Source organism: Dactylosporangium sp. NBC_01737 (assembly GCF_035963215.1).
GTDB lineage: Bacteria > Actinomycetota > Actinomycetes > Mycobacteriales > Micromonosporaceae > Dactylosporangium.
The window spans coordinates 10,009,373-10,031,974 of the sequence record NZ_CP109153.1 but is presented as its reverse complement, the minus strand read 5'-3'; the positions used below and the strand labels follow the sequence as shown (position 1 = coordinate 10,031,974).

Annotated in this window: 20 protein-coding genes; 10 read left to right on the top strand and 10 right to left on the bottom strand. The window is 69.6% G+C overall.

Annotated elements, in window-relative coordinates; translation table 11 throughout:
- Positions 1–68 precede the first annotated feature (68 nt).
- Positions 69–569, bottom strand: coding sequence for a hypothetical protein (locus OHA72_RS65145; protein ID WP_442788386.1), 501 nt, complete (start codon positions 567–569; stop codon positions 69–71).
- Positions 570–776: 207 nt separating this feature from the next.
- Positions 777–1,130, bottom strand: a complete 354-nt coding sequence (locus OHA72_RS46035) for an ArsR/SmtB family transcription factor (RefSeq protein ID WP_327002425.1) — start codon at positions 1,128–1,130, stop codon at positions 777–779.
- A 98-nt stretch (positions 1,131–1,228) separates the two neighbouring features.
- Between OHA72_RS46035 and OHA72_RS46030 the strand changes: the two genes are divergently transcribed.
- The 6 genes from OHA72_RS46030 (at position 1,229) to OHA72_RS46005 (ending at position 6,167) form a co-directional block, all read left to right on the top strand.
- The gene (locus OHA72_RS46030) at positions 1,229–2,248 is read left to right on the top strand and encodes an NADPH:quinone reductase (RefSeq protein ID WP_327002424.1); all 1,020 of its coding nucleotides are present in this window, start codon (positions 1,229–1,231) and stop codon (positions 2,246–2,248) included.
- A gap of 147 nt (positions 2,249–2,395) precedes the next feature.
- Positions 2,396–2,665, top strand: coding sequence for a metal-sensitive transcriptional regulator (locus tag OHA72_RS46025; RefSeq protein ID WP_327002423.1), 270 nt, complete (start codon positions 2,396–2,398; stop codon positions 2,663–2,665).
- 118 nt (positions 2,666–2,783) lie between these two features.
- Entirely contained in the window at positions 2,784–3,269 is a 486-nt protein-coding gene (locus OHA72_RS46020) for a hypothetical protein (protein ID WP_327002422.1), read from the top strand.
- A 22-nt stretch (positions 3,270–3,291) separates the two neighbouring features.
- Positions 3,292–4,668: an MBL fold metallo-hydrolase gene (locus tag OHA72_RS46015; protein WP_327011789.1), complete on the top strand. Its 1,377-nt coding sequence runs from the start codon at positions 3,292–3,294 to the stop codon at positions 4,666–4,668.
- 9 nt (positions 4,669–4,677) lie between these two features.
- On the top strand, positions 4,678–5,274 hold the full coding sequence (locus OHA72_RS46010; protein WP_327002421.1) for a rhodanese-like domain-containing protein: 597 nt from the start codon (positions 4,678–4,680) through the stop codon (positions 5,272–5,274).
- Entirely contained in the window at positions 5,271–6,167 is an 897-nt protein-coding gene (locus OHA72_RS46005) for a sulfite exporter TauE/SafE family protein (RefSeq protein ID WP_327002420.1), read from the top strand. Before OHA72_RS46010 ends, OHA72_RS46005 begins: the two co-directional genes overlap by 4 nt.
- A gap of 689 nt (positions 6,168–6,856) precedes the next feature.
- On the opposite strand, the gene OHA72_RS46000 is transcribed toward OHA72_RS46005, so the two are convergent.
- Together OHA72_RS46000 and OHA72_RS45995 are read right to left on the bottom strand one after the other, a co-directional pair.
- Positions 6,857–7,312, bottom strand: a complete 456-nt coding sequence (locus OHA72_RS46000; protein WP_327002419.1) for an HNH endonuclease — start codon at positions 7,310–7,312, stop codon at positions 6,857–6,859.
- Between the two features lie 45 nt (positions 7,313–7,357).
- The gene (locus tag OHA72_RS45995; protein WP_327002418.1) at positions 7,358–8,644 is read right to left on the bottom strand and encodes a reverse transcriptase/maturase family protein; all 1,287 of its coding nucleotides are present in this window, start codon (positions 8,642–8,644) and stop codon (positions 7,358–7,360) included.
- Between the two features lie 853 nt (positions 8,645–9,497).
- Here OHA72_RS45995 and OHA72_RS45990 point away from each other — a divergent pair.
- Entirely contained in the window at positions 9,498–10,178 is a 681-nt protein-coding gene (locus tag OHA72_RS45990; RefSeq protein ID WP_327002417.1) for a DUF4158 domain-containing protein, read from the top strand.
- Positions 10,179–10,237: 59 nt separating this feature from the next.
- Here OHA72_RS45990 and OHA72_RS45985 read toward each other — a convergent pair whose 3' ends face one another.
- The 5 genes from OHA72_RS45985 to OHA72_RS45965 form a co-directional block, all read right to left on the bottom strand.
- Complete coding sequence (locus OHA72_RS45985) at positions 10,238–12,373, bottom strand: beta-galactosidase (protein WP_327002416.1); 2,136 nt, start codon at positions 12,371–12,373, stop codon at positions 10,238–10,240.
- Between the two features lie 29 nt (positions 12,374–12,402).
- Positions 12,403–13,332, bottom strand: coding sequence for a carbohydrate ABC transporter permease (locus OHA72_RS45980; RefSeq protein WP_327002415.1), 930 nt, complete (start codon positions 13,330–13,332; stop codon positions 12,403–12,405).
- A complete protein-coding gene (locus tag OHA72_RS45975) occupies positions 13,329–14,216 on the bottom strand; it encodes a carbohydrate ABC transporter permease (protein ID WP_327002414.1) in 888 nt (295 codons plus the stop codon). Before OHA72_RS45975 ends, OHA72_RS45980 begins: the two co-directional genes overlap by 4 nt.
- 66 nt (positions 14,217–14,282) lie before the next feature.
- Positions 14,283–15,590 carry an ABC transporter substrate-binding protein gene (locus tag OHA72_RS45970; RefSeq protein WP_327002413.1) on the bottom strand — a complete coding sequence of 436 codons (1,308 nt, stop codon included), beginning with the start codon at positions 15,588–15,590 and terminating at the stop codon, positions 14,283–14,285.
- Positions 15,591–15,831: 241 nt separating this feature from the next.
- Positions 15,832–16,914, bottom strand: a complete 1,083-nt coding sequence (locus tag OHA72_RS45965) for a LacI family DNA-binding transcriptional regulator (RefSeq protein ID WP_327002412.1) — start codon at positions 16,912–16,914, stop codon at positions 15,832–15,834.
- Between the two features lie 579 nt (positions 16,915–17,493).
- On the opposite strand from OHA72_RS45965, the gene OHA72_RS45960 reads away from it, so the two are divergent.
- Both OHA72_RS45960 and OHA72_RS45955 read left to right on the top strand, forming a co-directional pair.
- Complete coding sequence (locus OHA72_RS45960; protein ID WP_327002411.1) at positions 17,494–18,447, top strand: aldo/keto reductase; 954 nt, start codon at positions 17,494–17,496, stop codon at positions 18,445–18,447.
- A 247-nt stretch (positions 18,448–18,694) separates the two neighbouring features.
- A complete protein-coding gene (locus OHA72_RS45955; RefSeq protein ID WP_327002410.1) occupies positions 18,695–18,967 on the top strand; it encodes a hypothetical protein in 273 nt (90 codons plus the stop codon).
- 16 nt (positions 18,968–18,983) lie between these two features.
- Here the strand turns inward: OHA72_RS45955 and OHA72_RS45950 are convergent, their stop codons facing one another.
- On the bottom strand, positions 18,984–19,187 hold the full coding sequence (locus OHA72_RS45950; protein ID WP_327002409.1) for a LacI family DNA-binding transcriptional regulator: 204 nt from the start codon (positions 19,185–19,187) through the stop codon (positions 18,984–18,986).
- A 610-nt stretch (positions 19,188–19,797) separates the two neighbouring features.
- Between OHA72_RS45950 and OHA72_RS45945 the strand changes: the two genes are divergently transcribed.
- Positions 19,798–22,482 (top strand): RICIN domain-containing protein, encoded by a 2,685-nt coding sequence (locus OHA72_RS45945; RefSeq protein WP_327002408.1) that lies wholly within the window; start codon positions 19,798–19,800, stop codon positions 22,480–22,482.
- Positions 22,483–22,602 lie beyond the last annotated feature (120 nt).

The window sequence follows — 22,602 nt, the reverse complement described above, 5'->3', positions numbered from 1 at the left end:
TGGTGGGATGATCACCCTGTGCCTCACCCCGCACCCGTCCTGCCGCGGGAGTAGTTTCGGTGTTGGGCCTACGAGACGTGCGGGAGAGCCCAACTGGATGACAGTTGAGCTGAGAGGCTGAATGGCCGAGAGGCCGGTCGGCGATCCCCACTACCTGATCCAGGCAATGCTGGCGAAGGGAAACCGCCTCGTAGGTCTTTTGCTGCACCTAGATCCAGATCGGGACAACCCGGCGGAGTCCTCAGCACCCACGATCGTCCTCCTTCGTGCCGCCCGCCGTGACAGCCCCTCGTCCGCGCACCCTTTTGCGCACTGTAGGTCCGTGCGAGCGGAACAGCCGGACGTGACGGGTCAGCCACGGGATGCCGGTCGGCGACGAGGTGCGACTGGTCATCGCTCCCCGGCCGTGATTTGGACGGCCCGATCGGTCCGGCGCCTGGCGTGCGGGTGCCCAGCACTCGGCCCTCGGCGACCGCGACGGTGTCCCCGCGGCTGCAGTCCTGTTCGGCGACGGGCACGATCATTCCGTCGTCGGTACGGGCGGCACGGCGGGCGTCGGTGAGCAGCATCAGCGCGAGCAGGCCGGCGGCTTCGCCGTCGCGCCGCAGACGCGGTGCCGCAGCCGGACGAGCCGGATCGCCTCGTCGTCAGGTCGGACCGCCGCAGGTCCGTGTACCCCTCGTTGAACATCAGGTGCAGCACGTGCGCGACCACGGCGAGCCGGGCAGGCTGCGACGGCGGCGACAGCGCCGGGTGGCAGCACAGCAGCAGGCATGTCATGCGGTCGGGGCGGGCCACTCCGCAGCGCCTCGGGCGGGGCTGCGTTCGCGCAGCATGGTCAGTAGCCCGGGGAAGCGTTGTTCCACCTCGTCGTACCGCAGCGTGACCAGCCGGCGGATGCCGTTGACGCGGGTGCGGATCAGACCGGCATCGCGGAGCACCTTGATGTGGTGCGACAGGGTGGACTTGCTGATAGTGACGCCGGTGTCTCTGAGAACGTCGCTGCCGCAGGTCCAGTCCCCGGCGGCGTCGAGAGCTCGCACGAAGGTGAGCCGCACCGGGTCGGCGAGCGCGCTGAGCACGACGTCGATCGTCACGGTCTCGATGGCGGGTTCGGTCACCTCGGTCACGAGACGAAGCGTAGCCAGATCTTGCGGAAAGTTCGACCCACGTCGTACCGTTCGATTCACATCGAACCGTACGATGCAGACCGAACATAGGATGGGTCATGAAGGCGATCATCTACCGTGACAACGGCGGCCCCGACGTTCTCCAGCTCGTCGAGCGTGACCGGCCCGCGCCGGGGCCTGGCGCGGTCCGCGTCCGGGTTGCCGTGTCCGCAGTCAACCCGACCGACTGGCAGGCCCGTTCCGGCATCGCCCACCGCAAGCTGTTCCCCGAGATCACCCCGCACCTCGACGGCGCCGGCGTGATCGACGCCGTGGGTGAGGGTGTCGACGCGGGCCGGGTCGGGCAGCGTGTGTGGCTGTTCATGGCCGCCGCCGGGCGGCCCACCGGCACGGCCGCCGAGTTCACCGTCGTGCCCGCCGACCGGGCCGTGCCGCTGCCCGACGGGGTCGGCTTCGACGTCGGCGCCTCGCTCGGCGTACCCGCGCTGACCGCACACCGCGCGCTCACCGTCGCCGAGGACGGCCCACGCCAACTGCGGCCCGGGACGCTGCACGGCATGGTGGTGCTCGCCGCCGGCGGGGCCGGAGCGGTCGGGCACGCGGTCATCCAACTCGCCCGATGGTCCGGCGCCACCGTGATCAGCACGGTCAGCGGCCCGGAGAAGGCGAAGCTGGCCACCGCGGCCGGCGCCCACCATGTGATCAGTTATCGCGAGGGCGACCCTGCCGCCGCCATCCGTGCGATCGCCCCGGACGGCGTCGACATCGTCGCCGAGGTGGCGCTGGGCGCGAACCTCGCTCTGGATCTGGCCGTGCTGCGTACACGCGGCACGATCGCGACGTACGCCAATGAGGGTGGACAACCGGTCGAGTTGAACGTGGGGCAGAACATGGTGCTGAACGCGCGCCTGCAGTTCCTGGTGCTCTACACGGCTGGCCCGCAGGCGCGCGTCGCGGCCGTCGAGGACGTCTCCGCCGCGGTCCGCGACGACGCGATGCCGGTCGGCGAGGAGCACGGCCTGCCACTGGTCAGATTCCCGCTGCACCGCACCGCCGACGCGCACCGGGCAGTGGAGACCGGCACGGTCGGCAAGGTGCTGGTGGACGTCACGTCCTGAAGTCCAGCGGCGCCGCGAACGATCCTTCCAGTCGGACCGCGGGCCGCGCCTGGACCGCCGGCCATGGGTGAGTCGTAGAGCAGATGGCGACCATTGGTCGACAAAGTACCCTGGGGGGTATATCGAGTACCCGTTTGGGGGCGAGTGGTGGAGATTGACAGCGACGCCGTTGGCGATGTGGTCAAACGGTTGCGGCGCGCGGAGGGGCAGATCCGCGGGGTGATCACGATGCTGGAGGAAGGTCGTGACTGCGCCGACGTCGTGACACAGCTGGCCGCGGTGTCCCGGGCGCTGGACCGGGCCGGCTTCAAGATCATTGCCACGGGTCTGCGGCAGTGTGTCACTGCTCAGGAGGCCGGCAAGGAGCCGCAGCTGGACGTCGCTCAGCTGGAGAAGTTGTTCCTCTCGCTGGCATGACCCGGGGGGATGCGGGACCTTTGACCTGATGATCAACGTACCCCCGGGCGTAGCTTCGAGCCCGGGTGGCGCTGGTCGCCCGGATTCGAAGGGGGCATGGTGAAGACTCTCGCGGTGGGTGGGGTACCCGGCTGCGCCGGCTGACGTCATCGGGCGCCGCGAGGACCTGCTGCTGCAGCATCCGCACAGTCTGAACGCCCGGTTCCGTCTCGATGTGCGGGCCCGCGCCGAGGTGCTGCCGATCGACCGGCAGGACCTGCCCGGTGTCGAGCGCACGCTGACCCTCCGCGCGATCGACGACGCGGACCGCCTGGCACAGGTCCTCGGCGGCGACCCGCGGACGGCCGCCGGCCGCGCCCAAGCGCCCTTCCCGCAGCGCCCAGCGTCACTGCGGGGCGTTCGTGATGGCTCGCACGCCGAACCCGACCGTTCGATACCCCCGGAAGGTGCCGGCCACTTGAAGCTGCAATATTTGCATACCCCCGGGGGTATCTGGCACGCTGGATTCAGTACCACTCAAGCCCGAACCGTGGCGCCGAACCGCGTTCGCCGTGGCGGTTGGACCTGCCGCCGGCCGTCTCGCCGGGCTGCCCGCAACCTGTGAAAGGACCGGTGTCGTGCCGACCATCCTGCCGATCGACACACCATCCCTCGGCGACCGTGGCTATCTGGTACATGACGGCCGCGCCGCCTTCGTGGTCGACCCGCAGCGCGACGTCGACCGGGTGCTCGACCTCGCGGCCGCCGAAGGCGTGACGATCACGCACGTCTTCGAGACGCACATCCACAACGACTACGTCACAGGCGGCTTCGCCCTGGCCCGGATCACCGGCGCGGCGTACCACGTCAACGCCGACGACCCGGTCTCCTTCAGCTGTCAGCCGGTCCGCGACGGCGACGTCATCGCCGTCGGCGAGCACATGCGCGTGCGAGTCCGGCACACCCCGGGCCACACCTTCACCCATCTTGCCTACGTGCTGGAGGTGGACGGGACGCAGACGGCGGTGTTCACCGGCGGGTCGCTGCTGTACGGGTCGGTCGGACGACCGGACCTGCTCGGCCCTGCGCACACCGAGACGCTCATGCACCACCAGTACGCCTCGGCCAACTGCCTGGCCGCCGAGCTCCCCGACACCGCCGCGGTCTACCCGACGCACGGGTTCGGCAGCTTCTGCTCGGCCACCCAGTCCGAAGCGGCCGCGTCCACCATCGGCCGGGAAAAGCGCAGCAACTCCGTGCTCACGACCGCGGAACGGGAGTTCGTCGACGAGCTGCTCGCCACGCTGGACGCCTGGCCCGCGTACTACGCGCACATGGCTTCGGCGAACCTGGCCGGACCCGCCGAACCCGACCTGACCGCGCCGCAGCGCGCCGACGCCGCCCACCTGCAGCAGCGGCTCACCGCCGGGGAGTGGGTCGTCGACCTGCGCAACCGGGTCGCCTTCGCCGCCGGCCACCTGGCGGGCACACTGAACTTCGGCCTGGACGGCAGCTTCGCCACCTATCTCGGCTGGCTCATCCCGTGGGGTACCCCGGTCACCCTGCTCGGCGAGACCGCCCAGCAGGTCGCCCAGGCCCAGCGGGAGCTCGTCCGTATCGGCATCGACCGGTTGGCTGCGCACGCCACCGGCACCGCGGAGAACTGGGCCGGCGGCGGCGAGCTCGCCACGTACCCGCGCGCCACATTCGCCGACCTCGCCCAGGTACGGCACCACCGGCCGGTCACCGTCCTCGACGTACGCCGCAACCTCGAACGCGCCGAGGGACACATCGAGGACACGGTGCACATCCCCCTGCACGAGCTGCCGCAGCGGCTCGGGGACGTCCCGGGCGGGGAGGTCTGGGTGCACTGCGCGGCCGGCTACCGCGCCTCCATCGCCGCCTCCATCCTCGCCGCCGCCGGGCATCGCGTCGTCGGCGTCGACGACGATTTCGCCAACGCCGGCAAGGCCGGGCTGCCCATCACCGCCGGGGCACGGGCCACCGTCCCGACCGGCCGCTGAGAGGCCGCCATGAACGCCGACAACACCACCCGCACCGTCGACCCTGCCACGCTGCGGGACCTCCTCGGCTCGGACCGCGCGCCGCGCCTGCTCGACGTGCGGACCCCGGCGGAGTTCGAGACCGGCTACATCCCCGGCGCGTACAACGTGCCGCTGGATCTGCTCCGCGAGCACCGCCACGAGCTGCTCGCCCACCTCGATGACGACGTCGTGCTGATCTGCCGCTCCGGCGCCCGCGCCACCCGAGCCGGACAGAGCCTCGCCCAGGCCGGCCTGCCGAACCTGAAGATCCTCGACGGCGGCATCGTGGCCTGGCAGGCTGCCGGCGCACCGGTCAACCGCGGCCGGCCACGCTGGGACCTGGAACGACAGGTCCGCCTGGTCGCCGGCAGTATCGTGCTGCTCGGCGTCCTGCTCTCCGTCGCAGTGCCCGGCGCCCGGTGGGTAGCCGCCGCCATGGGCGCCGGCCTCGCGATCGCCGCTCTCACCGACACCTGCGCCATGGGCATGCTGCTGGCCAAACTGCCCTACAACCGTGACGCCAGCTGCAACCTGGACACCATCATCACGCAACTGCGAGACATCCCCGCCGGGGGACGGCCGTGACCGTGCTGGTGCTCACCGCCGCGCTGGCAGTCGTGATCGGGATCAGCCTCGGCCTGCTCGGCGGCGGCGGGTCGATCCTCGCCGTGCCGCTGCTGGTCTACGTCACCGGCCTGCCCACCAAGGAAGCCATCGCCACCTCACTGCTCGTCGTCGGCACGACCAGCGCCGTGGCCGTCCTGCCGCACCTGCGGGCCGGCCGGGTCCGCTGGCGCACCGGCCTCATCTTCGGCGTCGCCGGCATGACCGGCGCCTACGCCGGCGGCCGGGCCGCCGGATACCTACCCGCCGGTGTGCTGCTCACCGCCTTCGCGGTCATGATGCTCGCCACCGCGACCGCGATGATCCGCGGCCGCCGCGCCACCGCCACCAAACCGGTTCCGCACGAACTGCCCGTCGTACGGGTCGTCGCCGACGGCATCGTGGTCGGCCTTGTGACCGGCCTCGTCGGCGCCGGCGGCGGGTTCCTCGTCGTGCCGGCCCTCGCCCTGCTCGGCGGGCTGCCGATGCCCGTTGCCGTCGGCACCTCCCTCGTCGTCATCGCCCTGAAGTCCATCGCCGGATTCGCCGGCTACCTCTCCAGCGTCAGCATCGACTGGGGCGTGGCCGCCGTCGTCACCGTCGCCGCGATCGCCGGCAGCCTCATCGGCGTCCGGCTGGCCGACCGCATCCCCGCCGACACCCTGCGCAAGGCGTTCGGCTGGTTCGTCGTCACCATGGGCCTGTTCGTCCTCGGCCAGCAACTCCCCGCACACCTGCGCACCAACCCCTTCGTCTGGGCCGGACTCACCGCGGCGCTCGCCGCCACGGCCGTCGTCACCGCCCGCCGCCGGCCCCGTCCGGTCGTGTCCCCGGGCGAGCGTCTGGCGGCCTCCGCTCAGCACCCGGTCTCCTGAACCCACCGATCCGAGCCTCCCCAACCAACCGACAACCCCTGGAGCAGTCATGTGTCAACGCGCCACCTGCAAGACGTGCGGTAAGGCCACCTACACCGGATGCGGCAACCACGTCGACGCCGTCCTCGCCGGCGTACCCCAGTCCCAGCGGTGCGCCTGCGAACCCAAGACGCCGGCCGCCCGCCTGCGGTCCTGGCTCCGCATGCGCTGATGGCGAGCCGAGGCACTCGGCTGAGGCCCACCGAGCCGGCCGAGCGCCCCGCCGCATCGCACTCGCACAGCAGCGAATGTGGCGGGGACGCGACGTAGTCCGGCCGTCCTTGAGGGACCGCTCACCCGGCGAGGGTGGTGCGAGCCGTCATGCGGGGCGTGGCTCCGTCTGTGAGAAGTGGGCCCGATTGTGCGTGACCTCCGGGCCCGCGCGCGTCACGTTCCTTGGTCGTTGTCGGTGAGGTTCGGACCCACCTGGCAGCACGCTGTCGCGCCGGACGCGATCACAATGGTGGGGGTCGCGCGTTGGTCTGTCATCGAGCCGCGTCGTAGCTACGTTGAGTAGCAGGAGCCAGTGAAGGCGGCTACGCACCGGTAGGTCGCTGGCGAGGTTTCCGTTGTTCGCGGTTCCTTTTCCAGCGACCCCCGGCCCGAACCCGCCGTGCCGGTTGTCCCGGCAACGGGCTCTCCAGTGACTGCTACGTGAGCGTGTTGGCAGGTTGCCGGTGGTGGATGCTGTTGTGGCAGGGTGGGCAGACGATCAGTGTCTTGCGCCGCATCCTGGCCATCTGTTGCGCCCATACCGGTTGTGTTCGTCCCGGGGTCGCGAGTTGGGCGAGTTTGGCGACCTGGTGGACTTGCACCTGGGCGCGTTGCTCGCATAGTTCGCACCAGCCTCGGCGCAGGCGGGCGAGTAGTTCGCTGCCGTTGCGTCGGCCGGCCAGTGGGGCGGGTTGACGGTCGTCGAGGACCGCTTTCCTCTGCCGTTTGAGGGGGATACCGCCGAACCGTGTGGCCCGCGGTTTCCTGTCGGCGCGTTCGACCGTGGCTTGGAAGCACACCCGTCGCCCTGCGGGGGTGTCGATGGTGGCCTGGTACTTGTCGGCCATCTTCGACACGGTCGAGCGGTGCTTGCCGGCCAGGGTCTTGAGCATGGAGGTCAACATGACCCATTGCAGCCGGTTGAGCCTCCACACATCCTACGCGGGCAGGTAGTACTGCAGATAGCCGCGCCACTGTGCCCCGTACCTGCCGATGATCTCGTGATCGGGGTGGTTCAGCAGTTCGGGGCGCAACTCGGGTTTGCCGAGTTTCATGAACGCGGCGCTCTTGGCAGTGATCACGTCCCGGGGGACGCGCAAGGCGACCTTCCCGTTGGCCGACCGGTGACCACGGGTGGTCTTGTGGTCGGCGTGTTGGACGGTGATCTCGTAGCCGAGGAACCTCGCCGCGCCGGTACGCCCATGAGTGATGAGCGTCTTGTCCTGGTTGAGTTCCAGCTTGAGGTCATCGCGCAGGAACTGCGCCAGCCGGGCCTTGATGTACTCGGCTTCCTGTCGTGGTCCGGTAAATCCCAGCAGGTGATCGTCGGCGTATCTGGTGTACCGGAGCCGCCGGAAGTCGGGATCGCGGGGGTTGCCCCGCGGCAGGGTCCGCAGCTGCTGCCGCAGCTGGCGGACTGCTTCGACGTCGCGGCGACGCCGGGCGCGCTCGATCGCGGCTCTCACCCGCCCGTAGGCCGGGTTGTGTGCCCGGCTCACGCCTCGGGTGTACTCGGGGATGAGCTGTGTTTCGACAAACTGGTCCAGTCGGTCAAGATAGATGTTACTCAATACCGGCGAAGCCACCCCGCCCTGCGGAACACCGGAGAGGGTGGCGTTGAACTCCCAGTCCTCAAGGTACCCGGCGTGCAGCATGTTACGCAGCAGCCGCAGGAACCGGTTGTCGTGGATGTGCTCGGCCAGGATCGACAGCATGACCTCGTGGTCGAAGCTGCCGAAACAGTCGGCGAGATCACCCTCGATGAACCAGGTTGTCCCGGACCAGCAGGTCGCCACCTCGGTCAACGCCGTGTGACACCCCCGACCGGGACGGAAACCGTGTGACCGGGCGGAGAACCTCGGTTCGTAGTACGCCTCCAACAGCAGCCGCACCACCTCACCGACGAGCTTGTCCGCCCATGATGGCAGACCCAACGGCCGCAACTTCTTCCCGTCCTTCTTGGGAATGTAGACACGGCGCGCGGGCATGAACCGGTAACGTTCGTGGCGCAACGCATCGATGATGCGCCCGATCCGGCCCAGGGTCATGCCATCGGCGGTCTCCCCGTCGACCCCGGGCGTCATCGCGCCGTGGTTGGCGTAGATGCGCCCGTAGGCCATCAGGTACAGGTCCGGGTTGAACAGTTGTCGATACAGCTCGGTACACGGCAGGCCACGCCTACCGCGCTCACGCAGGACATCCAGTACCGTTTCGGCGTTCTGCATTACGCATACCTCCCGGAATCGTGGTGTCCGATCACCTGGCCCCCTTCGCCCTGTGTCCGGCTCTCCCGGACCCCCTGGCAGGTCGTGACTCCTGCGACTACTACGAGGCCTCCGTCGCCATAGGACTCGCGTCCCGTAGGCGATCCCGCGTTCGTCCCTGGTGTACGTGACAGCGGAACGTAGGCGGCCCACTCATCTCCTTGAATGCCCTCACTGGGCATCGCCCTGTGCCCCGAAGGTTGCGCCGGCGAATCCGGAACACCAGCGCACGGCACGGCACCGGCTTCGGGCGTCTTGCCGGTGGATGTCGGCTTGCATCGTCTGGAGATTGGGCTTCGGGCAATCCAGCTCTCGCCATATTCCGCGGGTCCCGCAGCGCACCGCCCCTGACGCCTGGGCGCGACCACTGCTTTCCTGGCATGCTCTTGTCCCCTTCACCTTTCGGATCCAGGTCAGCCATCAGACCCAGGAACCTCCCTCCGAGTTCCTCCCAGCTGCGCTGGGGATACAACAGGACGCCTCGCGGCGCAGCGGATCTGCCGATGATCGCGCACTCGATCATGTACGTCGACACGGCGAACTGACCCCGAGGCCGGGCGGAGGAATGCCCTCACCGACGCTGAGAACGCTGACGCGTGATCGGGGGACCGATATGGGGTACAGGTGCGGATCCACGGTGGAGCTCATATCCCAATGATTTGCCCTTCGTGGGGTGTTGGTAAGGAGCGTGTCACCGTGGGCCAAAAAGTTGATCTAGATTCGGGGGCTGTTGTCGGGGTCGCGGCGGCCGGAATGATCTGCGGCTGTGAATCGACCTTCGTTGAATCTTGGGGATCTGGTTGAGCACTGGACTATGGTCGGTGCCGAGCAGGATCTGGTCGCGGCGAAGCATCGCGATATGCAGTTGGCGTTTGCGCTGCTGTTGAAGTTCTACGGCCGGTTCGGTCGGTTCCCGCGCGGCCGGGCCGAGCTGCACAACGACGCGGTGGAGTTCGTCGCCCGGCAGCTCGGTGTTGATGCCGGTTCGCTGGGGTTCTATGAGTGGACCGGCCGCACGATCGAACGGCACCGTGCGGAGATCCGCGCACATCACGGCTTCCGAGACTGCACGGTCGCGGACGCCGCGCAGCTGACCGATTGGCTGGCCGGGGACTGTGCGCAGCACGAGCGCCGGTACGAGCTGGTCCGTGATGCGTTGCTGGGTGAATGCCGGGCCCAGTCGATCGAGTCGCCGACGCCGGACCGGGTGGACCGGATCGTGCGCTCCGGGCTGCACCAGGCGGAGCAGGCACTGACGGAACGGATCGCCGGCCAGCTCCCGGCTGGTGTACGGGCGCGGCTGCTGGCGTTGGTGCAGGTGCCCGACGCCGATGTCGATGAGGCGGACCCGAGCGTGCTGGCGCTGATCAAGGCGGCGACCGGGAACGTGAGCCTGTCCTCGATGCTGACCGAGGTCTCCCGGCTGGAGGCGGTCCGCGCGGTCGGGTTGCCGGTGGGGCTGTTCGCCGACGTCGCGCCGAAGGTCCTGATCTAGCGCGAACCCTCGGCAACGCGACGATCGGCTTCATTGATCCGCGATTCACCCGCGGTGGGTCAGCCAGAGGCTTCGGTTCCGGCCGATGCGAAGACGCGCACGTCCCACGCGCCGAGGTGCACCGCTGTGCCCGGCGCGACTGCGGCACCGGTCAGGGCGTCGGTCAGCGGTACCGGCGCCTCGACCGCGACGGGTTCCCAGCTCCAGTTGTGCACGACGTGGACCCGGCGCCCGTCCGGGGAGGTGGCGGTGGTGGCCGTGACGGAGGCTGGGAGGCGGTGCCATCCGCCGGTCGGCACCGGCGCGAGCCATGCGGCGAGGGCCTGGGCGAGGTCGCGTCCGGGTATCGTGCCGACGCAGGTGACCCGGCCCGCGCCGTGGCGGCGGGTGGTGACCGCCGGCCAGCGGCCGAAGTGCGGATGGTGGTACTCGACGAGCACATCGGCGTCCACGACGGTGAGGCCGTCGGCCCAGCGCGTCGCCGTCGCCCGCTTCGACAGGTCGAGCGGCCCGCCCGGGGCGGCACGGACCGGGACGTCGCGCACCAGGTTGCTGAACTCCTCGTAGCGGACTCCGGCGGCCTCGACGAGCCGTCCGGGCGCCGGCTCGTGTCGCGCGCGGGCCTCGTGGTCGGCGTAGCCGGTCCGCGGGCCGAGCACGAGGTGGCCGCCGGCGGCCGCGTAGGCGGCGAGCCAGTCGAGCGTCGCGTCGTCGGCGATGTACAGCGCCGCGACGACCAGGACCGGATGCCGTCGCGCGGCCGACTCCGGCGCCGGGCCGGCCCGCTCACCGCTCGGGTCGTGCAACTGCCCGGCGTGGACGATGCGCACCTGCCGGCCGGCGTCGAATGCGCCGCGATAGAAGGGATCGAAGATGCCGTGGTACGCCGCGGCGTCCGGTCCACCGTCCGCGGCCGACAGCGGCGGGTACTTCTGCATGAGCCACTTGCTCGGCATCGAGTAGACCATCGTGATGTCGGCGTCGGGTTCGAGGGCGGCGACGAGCGGGCCGGCGGCGTCCAGTTCCGCGCCGAGGCGGGACAGTTCCGCGTACGTGCGGCCCGGCCGGCCGCTGTGCGGAAGGATCCCGCCCCAGTAGGTCTCGGTGCCGAAGTGCAGCGTGTGCCAGTGCCAGTACTCGACCATCTGCGCCCCGCGCGCGACGAGCGCCCAGGCCGCCTGCCGCCACTGGCCGTCGTACGCCGGCCGGTTGTCCCACGGCATGCCGATGGACATGGCGTTGGTCTCGGTGACCAGGAACGGCGCCTGGCGCGACGAGAACATCCGGTCCGCGGTCTGGTAGAGCGCCCACACCCCGGCGGTCTTCCAGTGCTGTTCGACGTCGTCGTGGTCGCGGTCCGGCAGCGCCAGGGCGTCCTGCATGACGTAGTACGGGTTGCCGGCGGCGACGTCGAGGCGTTCGGTCAGCTCGTCGTCGTGCACCGCGGGCCGGCCGTAGGAGATGCACGTGGTGACGAACTGGTCGCCGCGCGCGTACTCCCGGACGATGCCGGCCTGCCAGCCGATGAACTCGGTCGTCTGGCGGGCCTGGAACGCCCGCCAGGCGACGTCGTACTGGGGCTGGGCGTTGCCGTCCGGGGTCCACAGGTCCGCCCAGGTGGAGAGGCGGTGGGACCAGTAGACCAGGCCCCATTCGCGGTTGAGGGTCTCGACGTCGCCGTAGGTGGTGCGCAGGTGGTCCACGAATCGCTGGAAGACGCCGTGGTTGTGCAGCAGTTCGTTGCCGGGTTCGTTGTCCACCTGGAACCCGATGACCGCGGGGTGGCCGGCGTACCGGCCGACGATCTGCCGGATGACCCGCTCGGCGTGGAACCGGAAGCCCGGGTGGGTGAAGTCGACCTCCTGCCGCGCGCCCCATCCGATGCGCTGCCCGGTGGCCCGCTCGCCGGCGATCTCCGGGTACTGCCGGGCGAGCCACGGCGGCACGGCGTAGGTGGGCGTGCCGAGGATGACGGAGATGCCGCGTTCGTGTGCGCCGTCGAGCACCGGCTGGAGCCACTCGAGGTTGAACCGTCCGTTCTCCGGTTCCCAGGTCGACCAGACCGACTCGCCGACCCGGATGACGGTGAAGCGGGCGTCGACCATCAGGTCGAGGTCGGTCTTGAGCCGTTCGTAGGGCTGGTACTCGACGTAGTACGCGGCGCCGAAGAGGACGCGGGCGGGGAGCACCGCCATGGGGGGAACCTCCGAGGTGGAGCGGTCGGTCATTGCTTGACGCTGCCGGTGGCCAGCTCACTCTGCCAGTACCGCTGCAGCAGCAGGAAGGCCACGACGAGCGGGACGATCGAGAGCATGGACCCGGTCACCACGAGCACGACCGTCTCGCTGTTCGCGCCGGATCCGCCCCCTGCGGTCTGGGAGGCCCAGGAGGAGAGGCCGACGGTGATCGGGTACAGGCTGGGGTCGCTGAGCATGATGAGCGGGAGGAAGTAATTGTTCCAGGTCGTGACGAGGGTGAAGAGCACCACGGTCACCAGGCCGGGAGCCAGCAGCCGCAGGGCGATCCGGACGAAGATCTGGGCCTCGCCGGCACCGTCGAGCCGGGCGGCCTCGATGAGACTGTCCGGGACGGCGTCCTGCGCATAGACGCGCATGAGGTACAGGCCGAAGGGGCTGACCAGCGAGGGCAGGATCACGGCCCAGGGCGTGTTGACCAGGCCGACCTTCGCGAACAGCAGGTACGTCGGTATCGCCAGTGCGGTGGTCGGCACCATGATGGCGCCGAGCACCAGGTTGAATCCGGCGCGGTCGCCACGGAACCGGAACTTGGCGAACCCGTACCCGGCGGCGGTCGCCAGCAGCGCGGCCCCGACCGCGCTGACGACCGCGTACAGCATGGTGTTGAGCATCCAGTGCAGGAAGACCCCGTGGTCGTGGGTCAGCGTCGCTCGGATGTTCGACAGCAGTTGCGGTGCCCGGGAGAACCACAGTCCGAACGTGCTGAACAGGTCCTGCGTGCTCTTCGTCGAGGCCACCGCCAACCAGAACAGCGGCAGCAGGAAGTACGCCAGGGCGGCGAGCATGGCGATGGTCAGCGGGGTGCTGCGCCGCCTGGCCAGCGACCGGCGCCGCGTGGCGGTGCGTGCCCGGCCGGTCGCCGCGACGGTCGGAGCGGCCGGGGCGGTGGTGGTCATGAGGTCCTCCTGCGGTTCACGGTGAGCAGGACGGCGTAGGAGACGATCACGATGACCAGCCCGAGGAGGAAGGACACCGCGGCCGCATAGTTGATCTGCTGGCTGATGAAGGCGAGGGAGTAGGCGTACAGGTTGGCGGTGTAGGCACTGTCGATGACCGCGGGGGCGAGGCGCTGCAGCAGGTTCGGCTCGTTGAACAGCTGGAAGCTGCCGATGACCGAGAACACCAGGGTGAGCATGAGCGCCGGCCGCAGCGCGGGAAGCTTGATGGACCAGGCGATCCGCCACGCGCCGGCGCCGTCGACCTCCGCCGCCTCGTAGAGCTCGTGCGGTATGGCGCGCAGTGCGGCGTAGAGAATGATCATGTTGTACCCGACGAACTCCCACGTCACGATGTTCGCCAGGCTGCCGAGCATCCAGCCGCTGCTGAGGAAGTGCGGGACCGGCACGTGCAACGCCTTGCTCAGCTGGGCGAACGGGCCGTAGTCCGGCCCGTAGAGGTAGCCCCACATGAGCGAGGCGACCACACTCGGCACGGCGTAGGGCACGAAGATGCCCAGCCGGACCACGCGCGCCAGCCGCACCAGGCCGCTGTCCAGCGCGAGCGCGAAGAGCAGCGCCAGGACCAGCATCACCGGCACCTGGATCAGGAAGAAGGTCGCGACCCGCAGCACGCCGTGGATCAGCTGCGGGTCCTTGACGGCGGTGACGTAGTTGTCCAGCCCGACGAACGTCGTGCCCCCGATGAGCTTGTGCTCGAAGAGGCTCAGGTAGGCGGCGTAGCCGAGCGGAGCGAGGAAGAGCAGCACGAACAGCAGCAGGAACGGGGCGACGAACAGCGGCCCGGCCGTGCGTCGGGAAGACCGTGCGGTGATGACACTCATCGTCGGGCCTTTCGGTCGAGGGTGCCGGGTCCCGCGGCCGGCGCCGGCCGCGGAACCCGCCGGCTGCTACTGGACGGTGAAGCCCTGGCCCTTGGCGAAGGTGGTGATCCGGGTCTGCCACTCGTCGAGCGCGATGACGGCGTCGGTCTTGTCGGTGAGGGACTTGCCGACGGTCTCCTTGAAGTCCGCCTCCACCCGGTCGAGGAACGGCGGCCACTGGAACGTGGTGTTGACGGTGCTGCTGATCCCGGCGAAGACCTCGTTGACCTTCTGGCCGCCGTAGAAGGCGGGGGTGTCACCGACGTAGGCGGGGTCGGCGAGCAGCGCCTTCGTCGCCGGGAAAAAGAACTGCTTGGTGGCGAACAGTTTGGCGCTGTCCGGGTCGGTGTTGAGGAACTGGGCGAACACCGCCGCCGCGATCGGGTTCTTGGTCGACTTGATGACCGCGCTCGTCGAACCGCCCCAGTTGCCCGACTGCGGCTTGGACGCGTCCCACTGCGGCAGCGGGGCAGCGCGCCACTTGCCCGAGGTGGACTTCGCCGAGCCGGAGAGGAAGACCGGTCCCCAGGCTGCGGTGAGCCAGGTGGCGTATTTGCCGCTGTTGAGCGCGGCAAACCACGGATCGGTGAAGTCCGGCTCGATCCCGACGACGCCCTCCTTGGCCAGCCCGCCCCAGTATGCGGCGAGCTTCTTGGACGTCGCGTCGTTGACGTTGATGGCGATGGTGCTCTTGCCGGACTTCACGTAGGGCTTGCCGCCCGCCTGCCACACCAGTCCGTGCCACGCGGCGGGCTGACTCGACGAGAAGTTGGTCAGGTAGACCTCGGGGTTGGCGGCATGGAGTTTGCGGGCCGCGGCGGCGAACTCGTCCCAGGTCGTCGGGACCTGGATGCCGTACTGGTCGAAGATGTCCTTGCGGTACAGCATGCCCAGCGGACCGGTGTCCTGCGGGATCGCCCAGACCTCGCCGTTGGGCCCGCTGACCTGCGCCCACGTCCAGTCCACGAACTTGTCCTTCAGCGCCGCCGCGCCGTACGGGCGCAGGTCCAGCAGGCTGTCGGTGATGGTGAAGGTCGGGATGTACTGGAACTCGATCTGCGCCACGTCGGGAGCACCGGTGCCGGCCTGTAACACCGTGCGCAGCTTGGTGTACTCCGGGCCGCCCTGACCGGCGTTGACCACCTTGACCTTGACGGCCGGGTACTTCTTCTCGAACAGTGCCACCTCTTGCGCGATGTCCGGAACCCAGGTCCAGAACGTCAGCTCGGTCGCGGTCGACATCGCCTTGTCGATGTCGGCCTGGCTCACCGCCGCGGCGGCGGAGGTACCGCCGCCCTTGCCGTCGTCGCCGCACGCGGCCAGCGCGGCACTCACCGACACTGCTCCGGCCGAGGCGAGCAAGGTTCGGCGGCTTACCGGGAACTGTGGGAACGATGTGGCCATGGTGAACTCCCGTCAAAAGGGCAGGGGGGACCGGCGCGCCGGGCAACGGCGTGCTGGGGGCAGGGGGTATCCAGAGAGGTGCGCGTCCGCGCGGGTGCTACCGCCGCTCGTCAGCGACGGCCGGTGCAGGCCTCGGGTGACGTGCCGTCGTTGGTGGACAGATCGACGCTGATCAGGGCTGGGCGGATGGGACTTCGCTGCCGGCGGGCTGACCGTGCGGGCCACCGTGGGCATGGGGGATCGCTCGGCGGCCACGTCCCGGGATCGGCCGGGGCGGTGGTGGCGCCGTCGAGGCGCGCACGACGAGCTCGACCGGTTGGTCGATCGCCGGTGGAAGCTCGACGTCCGGCTTCTCGATGACGTGTACCAGCCGCGCGAGGCCCTGCCGCGCGACCTCGTCGAACGGCTGCCGCACGGTGGTGAGCGGGGGAGTGACGTAGGCGGCGACCGGGATGTCGTCGAACCCGACGACGCTGATGTCCTCGGGCACCCGGCGCCCGGCCTCGAGCTGCGCGCGGATGAAACCGATCGCCATGTCGTCGTTCGCGGCGAACACCGCGGTGACGGTGCCGTCGCCGGCCAGTTCCCGGCCGGCCGCGTAGCCGGACGCGGCCGACCAGTCGCCCTCGACGACCGGCGGCTCGTCCGCGCCGTGGGCTCGCAGCGCCTCGCGCCAGCCGGCGAGACGGTCCCGTGCCGAATACCACCGCTGCGGGCCGGCCAGGTGATGGACGGTCGCGTGCCCCAACTCCAGCAGGTGCTCGGTCACGGCCCGCGCGAGCAGGCCCGCGCCGACCCTGGCGGTCACCACCTGCGGCGCGGCGAAGGTGGGCGGCGCGCCGAGGACCAGGACCGGCACGTCGACGCTGAGGAGGCCGACGCCCTCGTCGATCGGCTCGGAGATGACGACGCCGTCCACGCCCTGGTCCAGCAGCGACGCCAGGGCGCCCGCGATGCCGCCCGGGTCGCCCTCGATCGTGTCGGCCACCCGCAGCGTGTAGCCCACCTCCCGGACCGCCCGCTCGATGCCCATGCGCAGCGACGCCGGCCCGTACAAGGCGCTGCCGAGCGTCACCACGCCGATCGACCGGGTCCGCCCGGAGGCCAGCGCCCGGGCCGCCTGGTTGCGTCGGTAGCCGAGCTCGTCGGCCGCGTCCAGGACCCGCCGGCGCACGTCGGCCGAGACATACGGCTCGTCGTTGAGGACCCTGGACACCGTCTTCTGGGAGACGCCGGCCAGCCGCGCGACGTCCACGCTGCGCGGCGTCGGAGGGCTTCCACCCGGCCTCGGCAGTCGCGTCATGGCACCTCCCATCGCCGCCACTGTCCTGTATGACTACGCTGTCATGTCTACGCAACCAGACGCTCGCCGTCAAGAGCCCGTAACCCGCCCGTAACGCCGGCGAGCGGTGATCGGGGGAGCTGTGCCAGGTCTGTCATTCACAGCCGCAGATCATTCCGGCCGTCGCGACCCCGGCAACAGCCCCCGAATTTTAGATCAACTTCTGGCCCCTGGTGATACGTTCCTTACCAACACCCCCAGAACCAGCGTTGGCTCATCACTGTCGCTGGCGGCCATCAGCCGCACCTCCCGGCCGGTGGCGCCGGCGGCCCGGATGAGCCGCTTGGCCTCGTCGAGGTGGCACAACGGGGTACGCCTCGTACAGGTCGGTGGCGCGTTCGACAGCCGCCGGGTGGCCGAGTTCCGGAGGTTATGATCGCTTCACCTGCGCGGGCAGCTGCCCACCTGTCAGCGCGACGGATCCCGAACGACGCCATCGGGGACTGCTGACAGCCGATGGTTCGCCGACGCCGGAACGGAAGGGCCACAGCCATGACAGGTTCCTGGACGAATACTCGGAACCTTGGTTCGACCGGCCTCGAGGTCACCTCGGTCTGCGTCGGCGGCAGTCCGCTGGGCAGCATGCCGCACCTCTACGGCTACGAGGTCAGCGCCGAGCAGGCCGTCGCCGCTGTGGAGGCCGTCTTCGACGGTCCGTTCAACTTCCTGGACACTTCCAACGCCTACTCCGACGGCGACAGCGAGCGGCGGATCGGCGAGGTCATCCGGCGCCGCGGCGGGCTGCCGCCTGGGTTTGTCCTCGCGACCAAGGTCGATGGCGATCGGCGGACCGGCGACTACTCCGGCGCGCGGGTTCGCCGCTCCGCCGAGGAGAGTCTCGAGCGCCTGGGGCTCGACCATTTCGAGTTGTTGCACCTGCACGACCCCGAGGTGATGCCGTTCGACGCGGCCGCCGCGCCCGGAGGTCCGGTGGAGGCGCTGGTCGAACTTCGCGATCGGGGCCTCGCCTCGTACATCGGAGTTGCCGGAGGCAACCTGGCCGAGATGGCGAAGTACGTCGCAACGGGAGCGTTCGACGTTCTGCTGACCCACAACCGGTACACCCTGCTCGACCGCTCCGCGGAGGCCGTGATCGACGCGGCCGGGTCGCGCGGGATGGGCGTCATCAACGCGGCACCCTACGGCGGCGGCATGCTCGCGAAAGGGGCCGGGGAGCAACCAAGGTACGCCTACGGGTTGGGCGACACATCGATGGCCGGCATCGCGAACACGATGCAGGCCGCCTGCGAGCGGTACGGCGTGCCGCTGGCCGCGGCCGCCCTGCAGTTCTCGACGAGGGATCCACGCATCGACTCCACGGTCGTGGGCATCTCCACGCCGGCCCGGGTGGCCCAGACTGCGGCACTGCTGAACCATGCGATCCCCACGGCACTGTGGGACGAACTCGAGGCGTTGACGCCGCCACGGGAACTGTGGATCAGATAAACCCTGGTGGACCCGCACCGGTTGGGTCCACCATCCCTTGCGGGTGAGGGCCTTCGTCACCAGCGCAGCCCCGATCGCGAAGTTCGACCAGCGCCTCCACCGGACCTCCGGGCGCGGCGGCCGCGTCGAACGGGCCATCGACCGGCCGTAGTCGACCAGCGGGAACCGGGTCGGCCAGTGCGCGTCGAGCAGCGCGTGCAGATCCGGGCGGACCGGCGTGGCGATTGGCGGTGGCTCGGCGGTCAGCGTGACGACGTACGTCTCGGTTCGCGCGTTGCGCATGGTGGACAGCCGTCCCTCCGGCCGTTCGAAGACGACGACGCGGCGGCAGGTGCGCTGCTCCACCCGGATCTCGTGGACCGCGCTGACGTCGTCGATGCTGTACGAGCAGCGCAAGCACGACGGGTCGCTGCCCATCATCGGGGTCAACACCTTCCTCGGCCCGCCCGGCGCCGCGCCGGTGACCGGCCTGGAGCTGGCCCGGGCGACGCAGGAGGAGAAGGCGTCGCAGATCCGGTGAGCAGCGACGCCGGCCCCTACAAGGCGCTGCCGAGCGTCACCACGCCGATCGACCGGGTCCGCCCGGAGGCCAGCGCCCGGGCCGCCTGGTTGCGCCGGTAGCCGAGATCCTCGGCGGCGTCCAGGACCCGCCGGCGCACGTCGGCCGAGACATACGGCTCGTCGTTGAGGACCCTGGACACCGTCTTCTGGGAGACGCCGGCCAGCCGCGCGACGTCCACGCTGCGCGGCGTCGGAGGGCTTCCACCCGGCCTCGCCAGTCGCGTCATGGCACCTCTCATCGCCGGCCACAACCCTGTATGATTGCGCTGTCATGTCTACGCAATCAGACCCTCGCCGTCAAGAGCCCGTAACCCGCCCGTGACGCTGGTGAAGCACGTTCCTCACCAACACCCCAACCCCAGTTTCGAACCGGACAAGTCGGGCCGGGCCGCCCGCCGACTTCGCCGAGGATCGCAGTGCTGTCCACGCCTTCGACGTGTCACGCGGCTGGGCGCCGCAGGGGCGAATCGGTTCTCTGCTCGATCGGCGCCGCGTCGGTGGGCCGGCGACACGGAATGCCTGAGCGCGATGCCTAGCACTCCGGAAGGGTCGTACTCATCGGCGGCCACTCGGAGCATGCGAGGCGTCAGGAGCAGGAAAGTAACCGTCTTGAAACCTTGACTTCACGCTCGATACGCCCATTAATTCATACCTATGTATCCGGGCCGCAACCACCCTTCCGGGTGGACGGCGACGCCGGCAGATTCGTCGAACCGGTTCGAGTATCGGCCTTGAGGCTGTGCCCTGAACCGGTGTTGCGGAGCTGGCGGATGAGTCATAGGAGTTGGCATGCATCGTTCGAACGCCCGCCGGCGCGGCTGGTTGCCGGCTGCGGCTGGAGGGCTGGCCGCAGCCGTGGTCCTCGGCGGCCTGACCCTGGCGGTCCACGGGCCGGCCCTGGCCGCGCCGGGTGCGATGGGGGGCGTGGCGGCCGCCGGTGCTGACGGTGTGGCGGCCGGGAACGCCGCGATCGCCTCGGTCGACCTGAGCGGGACGTGGACCTTCACGCCCGCGGGTCGGGCGGCGACCTCGATCGCGGTACCCGGTGGTGGCTGGTACAAACAGGGCTTCACCGACGTGAACGAGGCGGTGTACTCGCGCAGCATCACCGTGCCGGACTCGGGGCAGCCGCAGTCGACCTGGATCGAGTTCGGCGCCGTCAATCACCAGGCGACGCTGTCGGTCGACGGCCGCGTGGTCGCCACCCAGACGACGGCGTTCACCCCGTCGAACTTCGACATCAGCGCATACGCGGCGCCCGGCACCACCCACACGATCACGGTGAACGTCAAGGGCCGCGGCGCATTGAAGGCATCCAACGGCCGGTACCTGGTGCCCGACGCCGCCGAGTGGTCCGAGGCGGTCCCCCAGGGTATCTACCGTTCGGCGTTCCTGCGGGTGTACCCGGCGGTGTACGTCAGCGACACATTCGTGCGGACGTCGGTGGCGAACAAGACGTTGAGCTACGACGTGTCGGTGCGTAACACGTCGGGCAGTTCCCGGTCGGTGACGTTGACCGGGTCGCTGTCGTCCAACAACGGAACGGCTTTCAGCTACCCGGCACTGCCCAGCCGTACGGTCACCGTGGCGGCCCGCTCGACCGCGACCGTGACCGTCGGGCCGGTCGCGTGGAACCTCGACAGCACCTCGTACTGGTGGCCCAACGTGCCGTACCGGTCGGGGTATCGGGCGCAGCTGCACGGGCTGACGGTGCATGCCGTCACCGATGACGGGCACACCAGCGACGCCACGTACCGGTTCGGGTTCCGGGAGGCCACCCAGAACGGCGAGTACTACAACCTCAACGGCGTGCGCGTGAACTTCCGCGGCGACAACCTCCAGGGTGCCGACTACGACCGGATCAACAACGGCGGCAAGGGCGACGCGTTCGACACCCTGCCCGGCTTCCTGCCCCCGTCGTCCGGCAACGGCGGCTGGCCGCAGGCGGTGGACAACTACCAGCGGCTGAACTACAACGTGGTGCGCATCCACCAGGAGCCCGCGAGCCCGTACATGTTGGATGTCGCCGACGAGATGGGCCTGATGATCATCGACGAGACCGCGATTCGCGGCTCCCAGGCCGGGCAGGATTGGATCGCCGGGCACGACAACATGGTCAACCACGCCCGTGCGCTGGTCCTGCGCGACCGCAACCACCCCGCGGTCATCCGCTGGAGTCAGAACAACGAGCCGAACCAGAGCGGCCAGGATTCCGAACAGTTCGAGAAGGACCTGTACGCGGCGATGAACGGCGCCGACGGCACCCGGCCGATCATTGCCGAGGTGGGCGTCGGCGGGAATGTCAGCCTGTATCCCGGGATGACGTACGCCAACTTCGCGGTGATCCCGCACTACGTCGACGGCTTCGGCAGGTACGGGGAGGGCCTGATCACCGTGAATGGGCGGCCCGACGGCGAGGGCGAGTACATCTGGCCGGCATGCAACACCAAGCAGGGCTTCGAGTGGTTCGCCACGGCAACCCTGGCCAAGCGCGGCAAGAACGCCAGCGACCTGCGCCCGTACACGCTGCTGTCGGCCTGGGCCAGCGTGGTGCCCGGCGTGCGGTCCACCGACTTCACCCCGGAGGAGGGCGGTCACCCCATCTACGGCGCCGACAACCTGCCCGACCCCTGGAGCAACCCGCAGATCCAGCGCGTGCAGGCGGCGTTCAACCCGGTGGCCGCAGTCGACCTGCCGTACTGGTCCGCCTCCGGCGCGTCGGACTCCAACGGCACCTTCCCGCTGCCGCAGGCGGTCCCCAGCTACGCCCGCAACGCCACGGTGACCCGCAACATCACCGTGTTCAACGACGACCTCACCAACACCTCGGTGGGCTTCACCTGGACCGCCCGGCTCGACAACCCGACCGGCACGGTCGTCGCGTCCGGCAGCACCACCCTGACCATCCCGCTCGGCTCACGGGTCACCCAGCCGGTGTCCTTCACCGCCCCCGCCACCGGCAGCCGCGTGTACCTGCAGCTGTCGACCACGAAGTCCGGCAGCACCGTCTTCACCGACGCGGTCGAGTACCTCACCCTCGGTGGAAGCGGCGGAACCGGGCCCGCACCAGGCACCTACCGCATCGTCAACCGCAACAGCGGCAAGCCCCTCGCCATCGCCGGCAACTCCACCGCCGACGGTGCCAAGGCGGTCCAGCAGAGCGGCACCCCCACATGGACGATCAGCACCACGCAGGACGCCTACACCTTGCGCTACACCGCCTCCGGAAAGGTGCTCGACGTCAACGGCGGCAGCAGCACGCAGGGCCTGCAACTGCAGCAGTGGTCAGCCAATGGCGGCACCAACCAGATGTGGTATCTGCGGCCCACCAGTGACGGCTACTACACCATCGTCAGCCGCAGCAGCGGACTGGCAGCCGACGTCTACGGCGCGGCGACCAGCGACGGGGCGCAGGTCGTGCAGTGGACCACCAACGGCGGGACCAACCAGCAGTGGCAGTTCATACCCGCCTGACAGACAGCAGAGGTGAGTGCCAAGCCCGACCGCCGGTAACGGGCTGCCGATTGTTGCGCCGACTCGGGGGCACGGTTTGTGCGCCCGAGTCGGCCGCGATCCGATCACGGTGGGATGCGA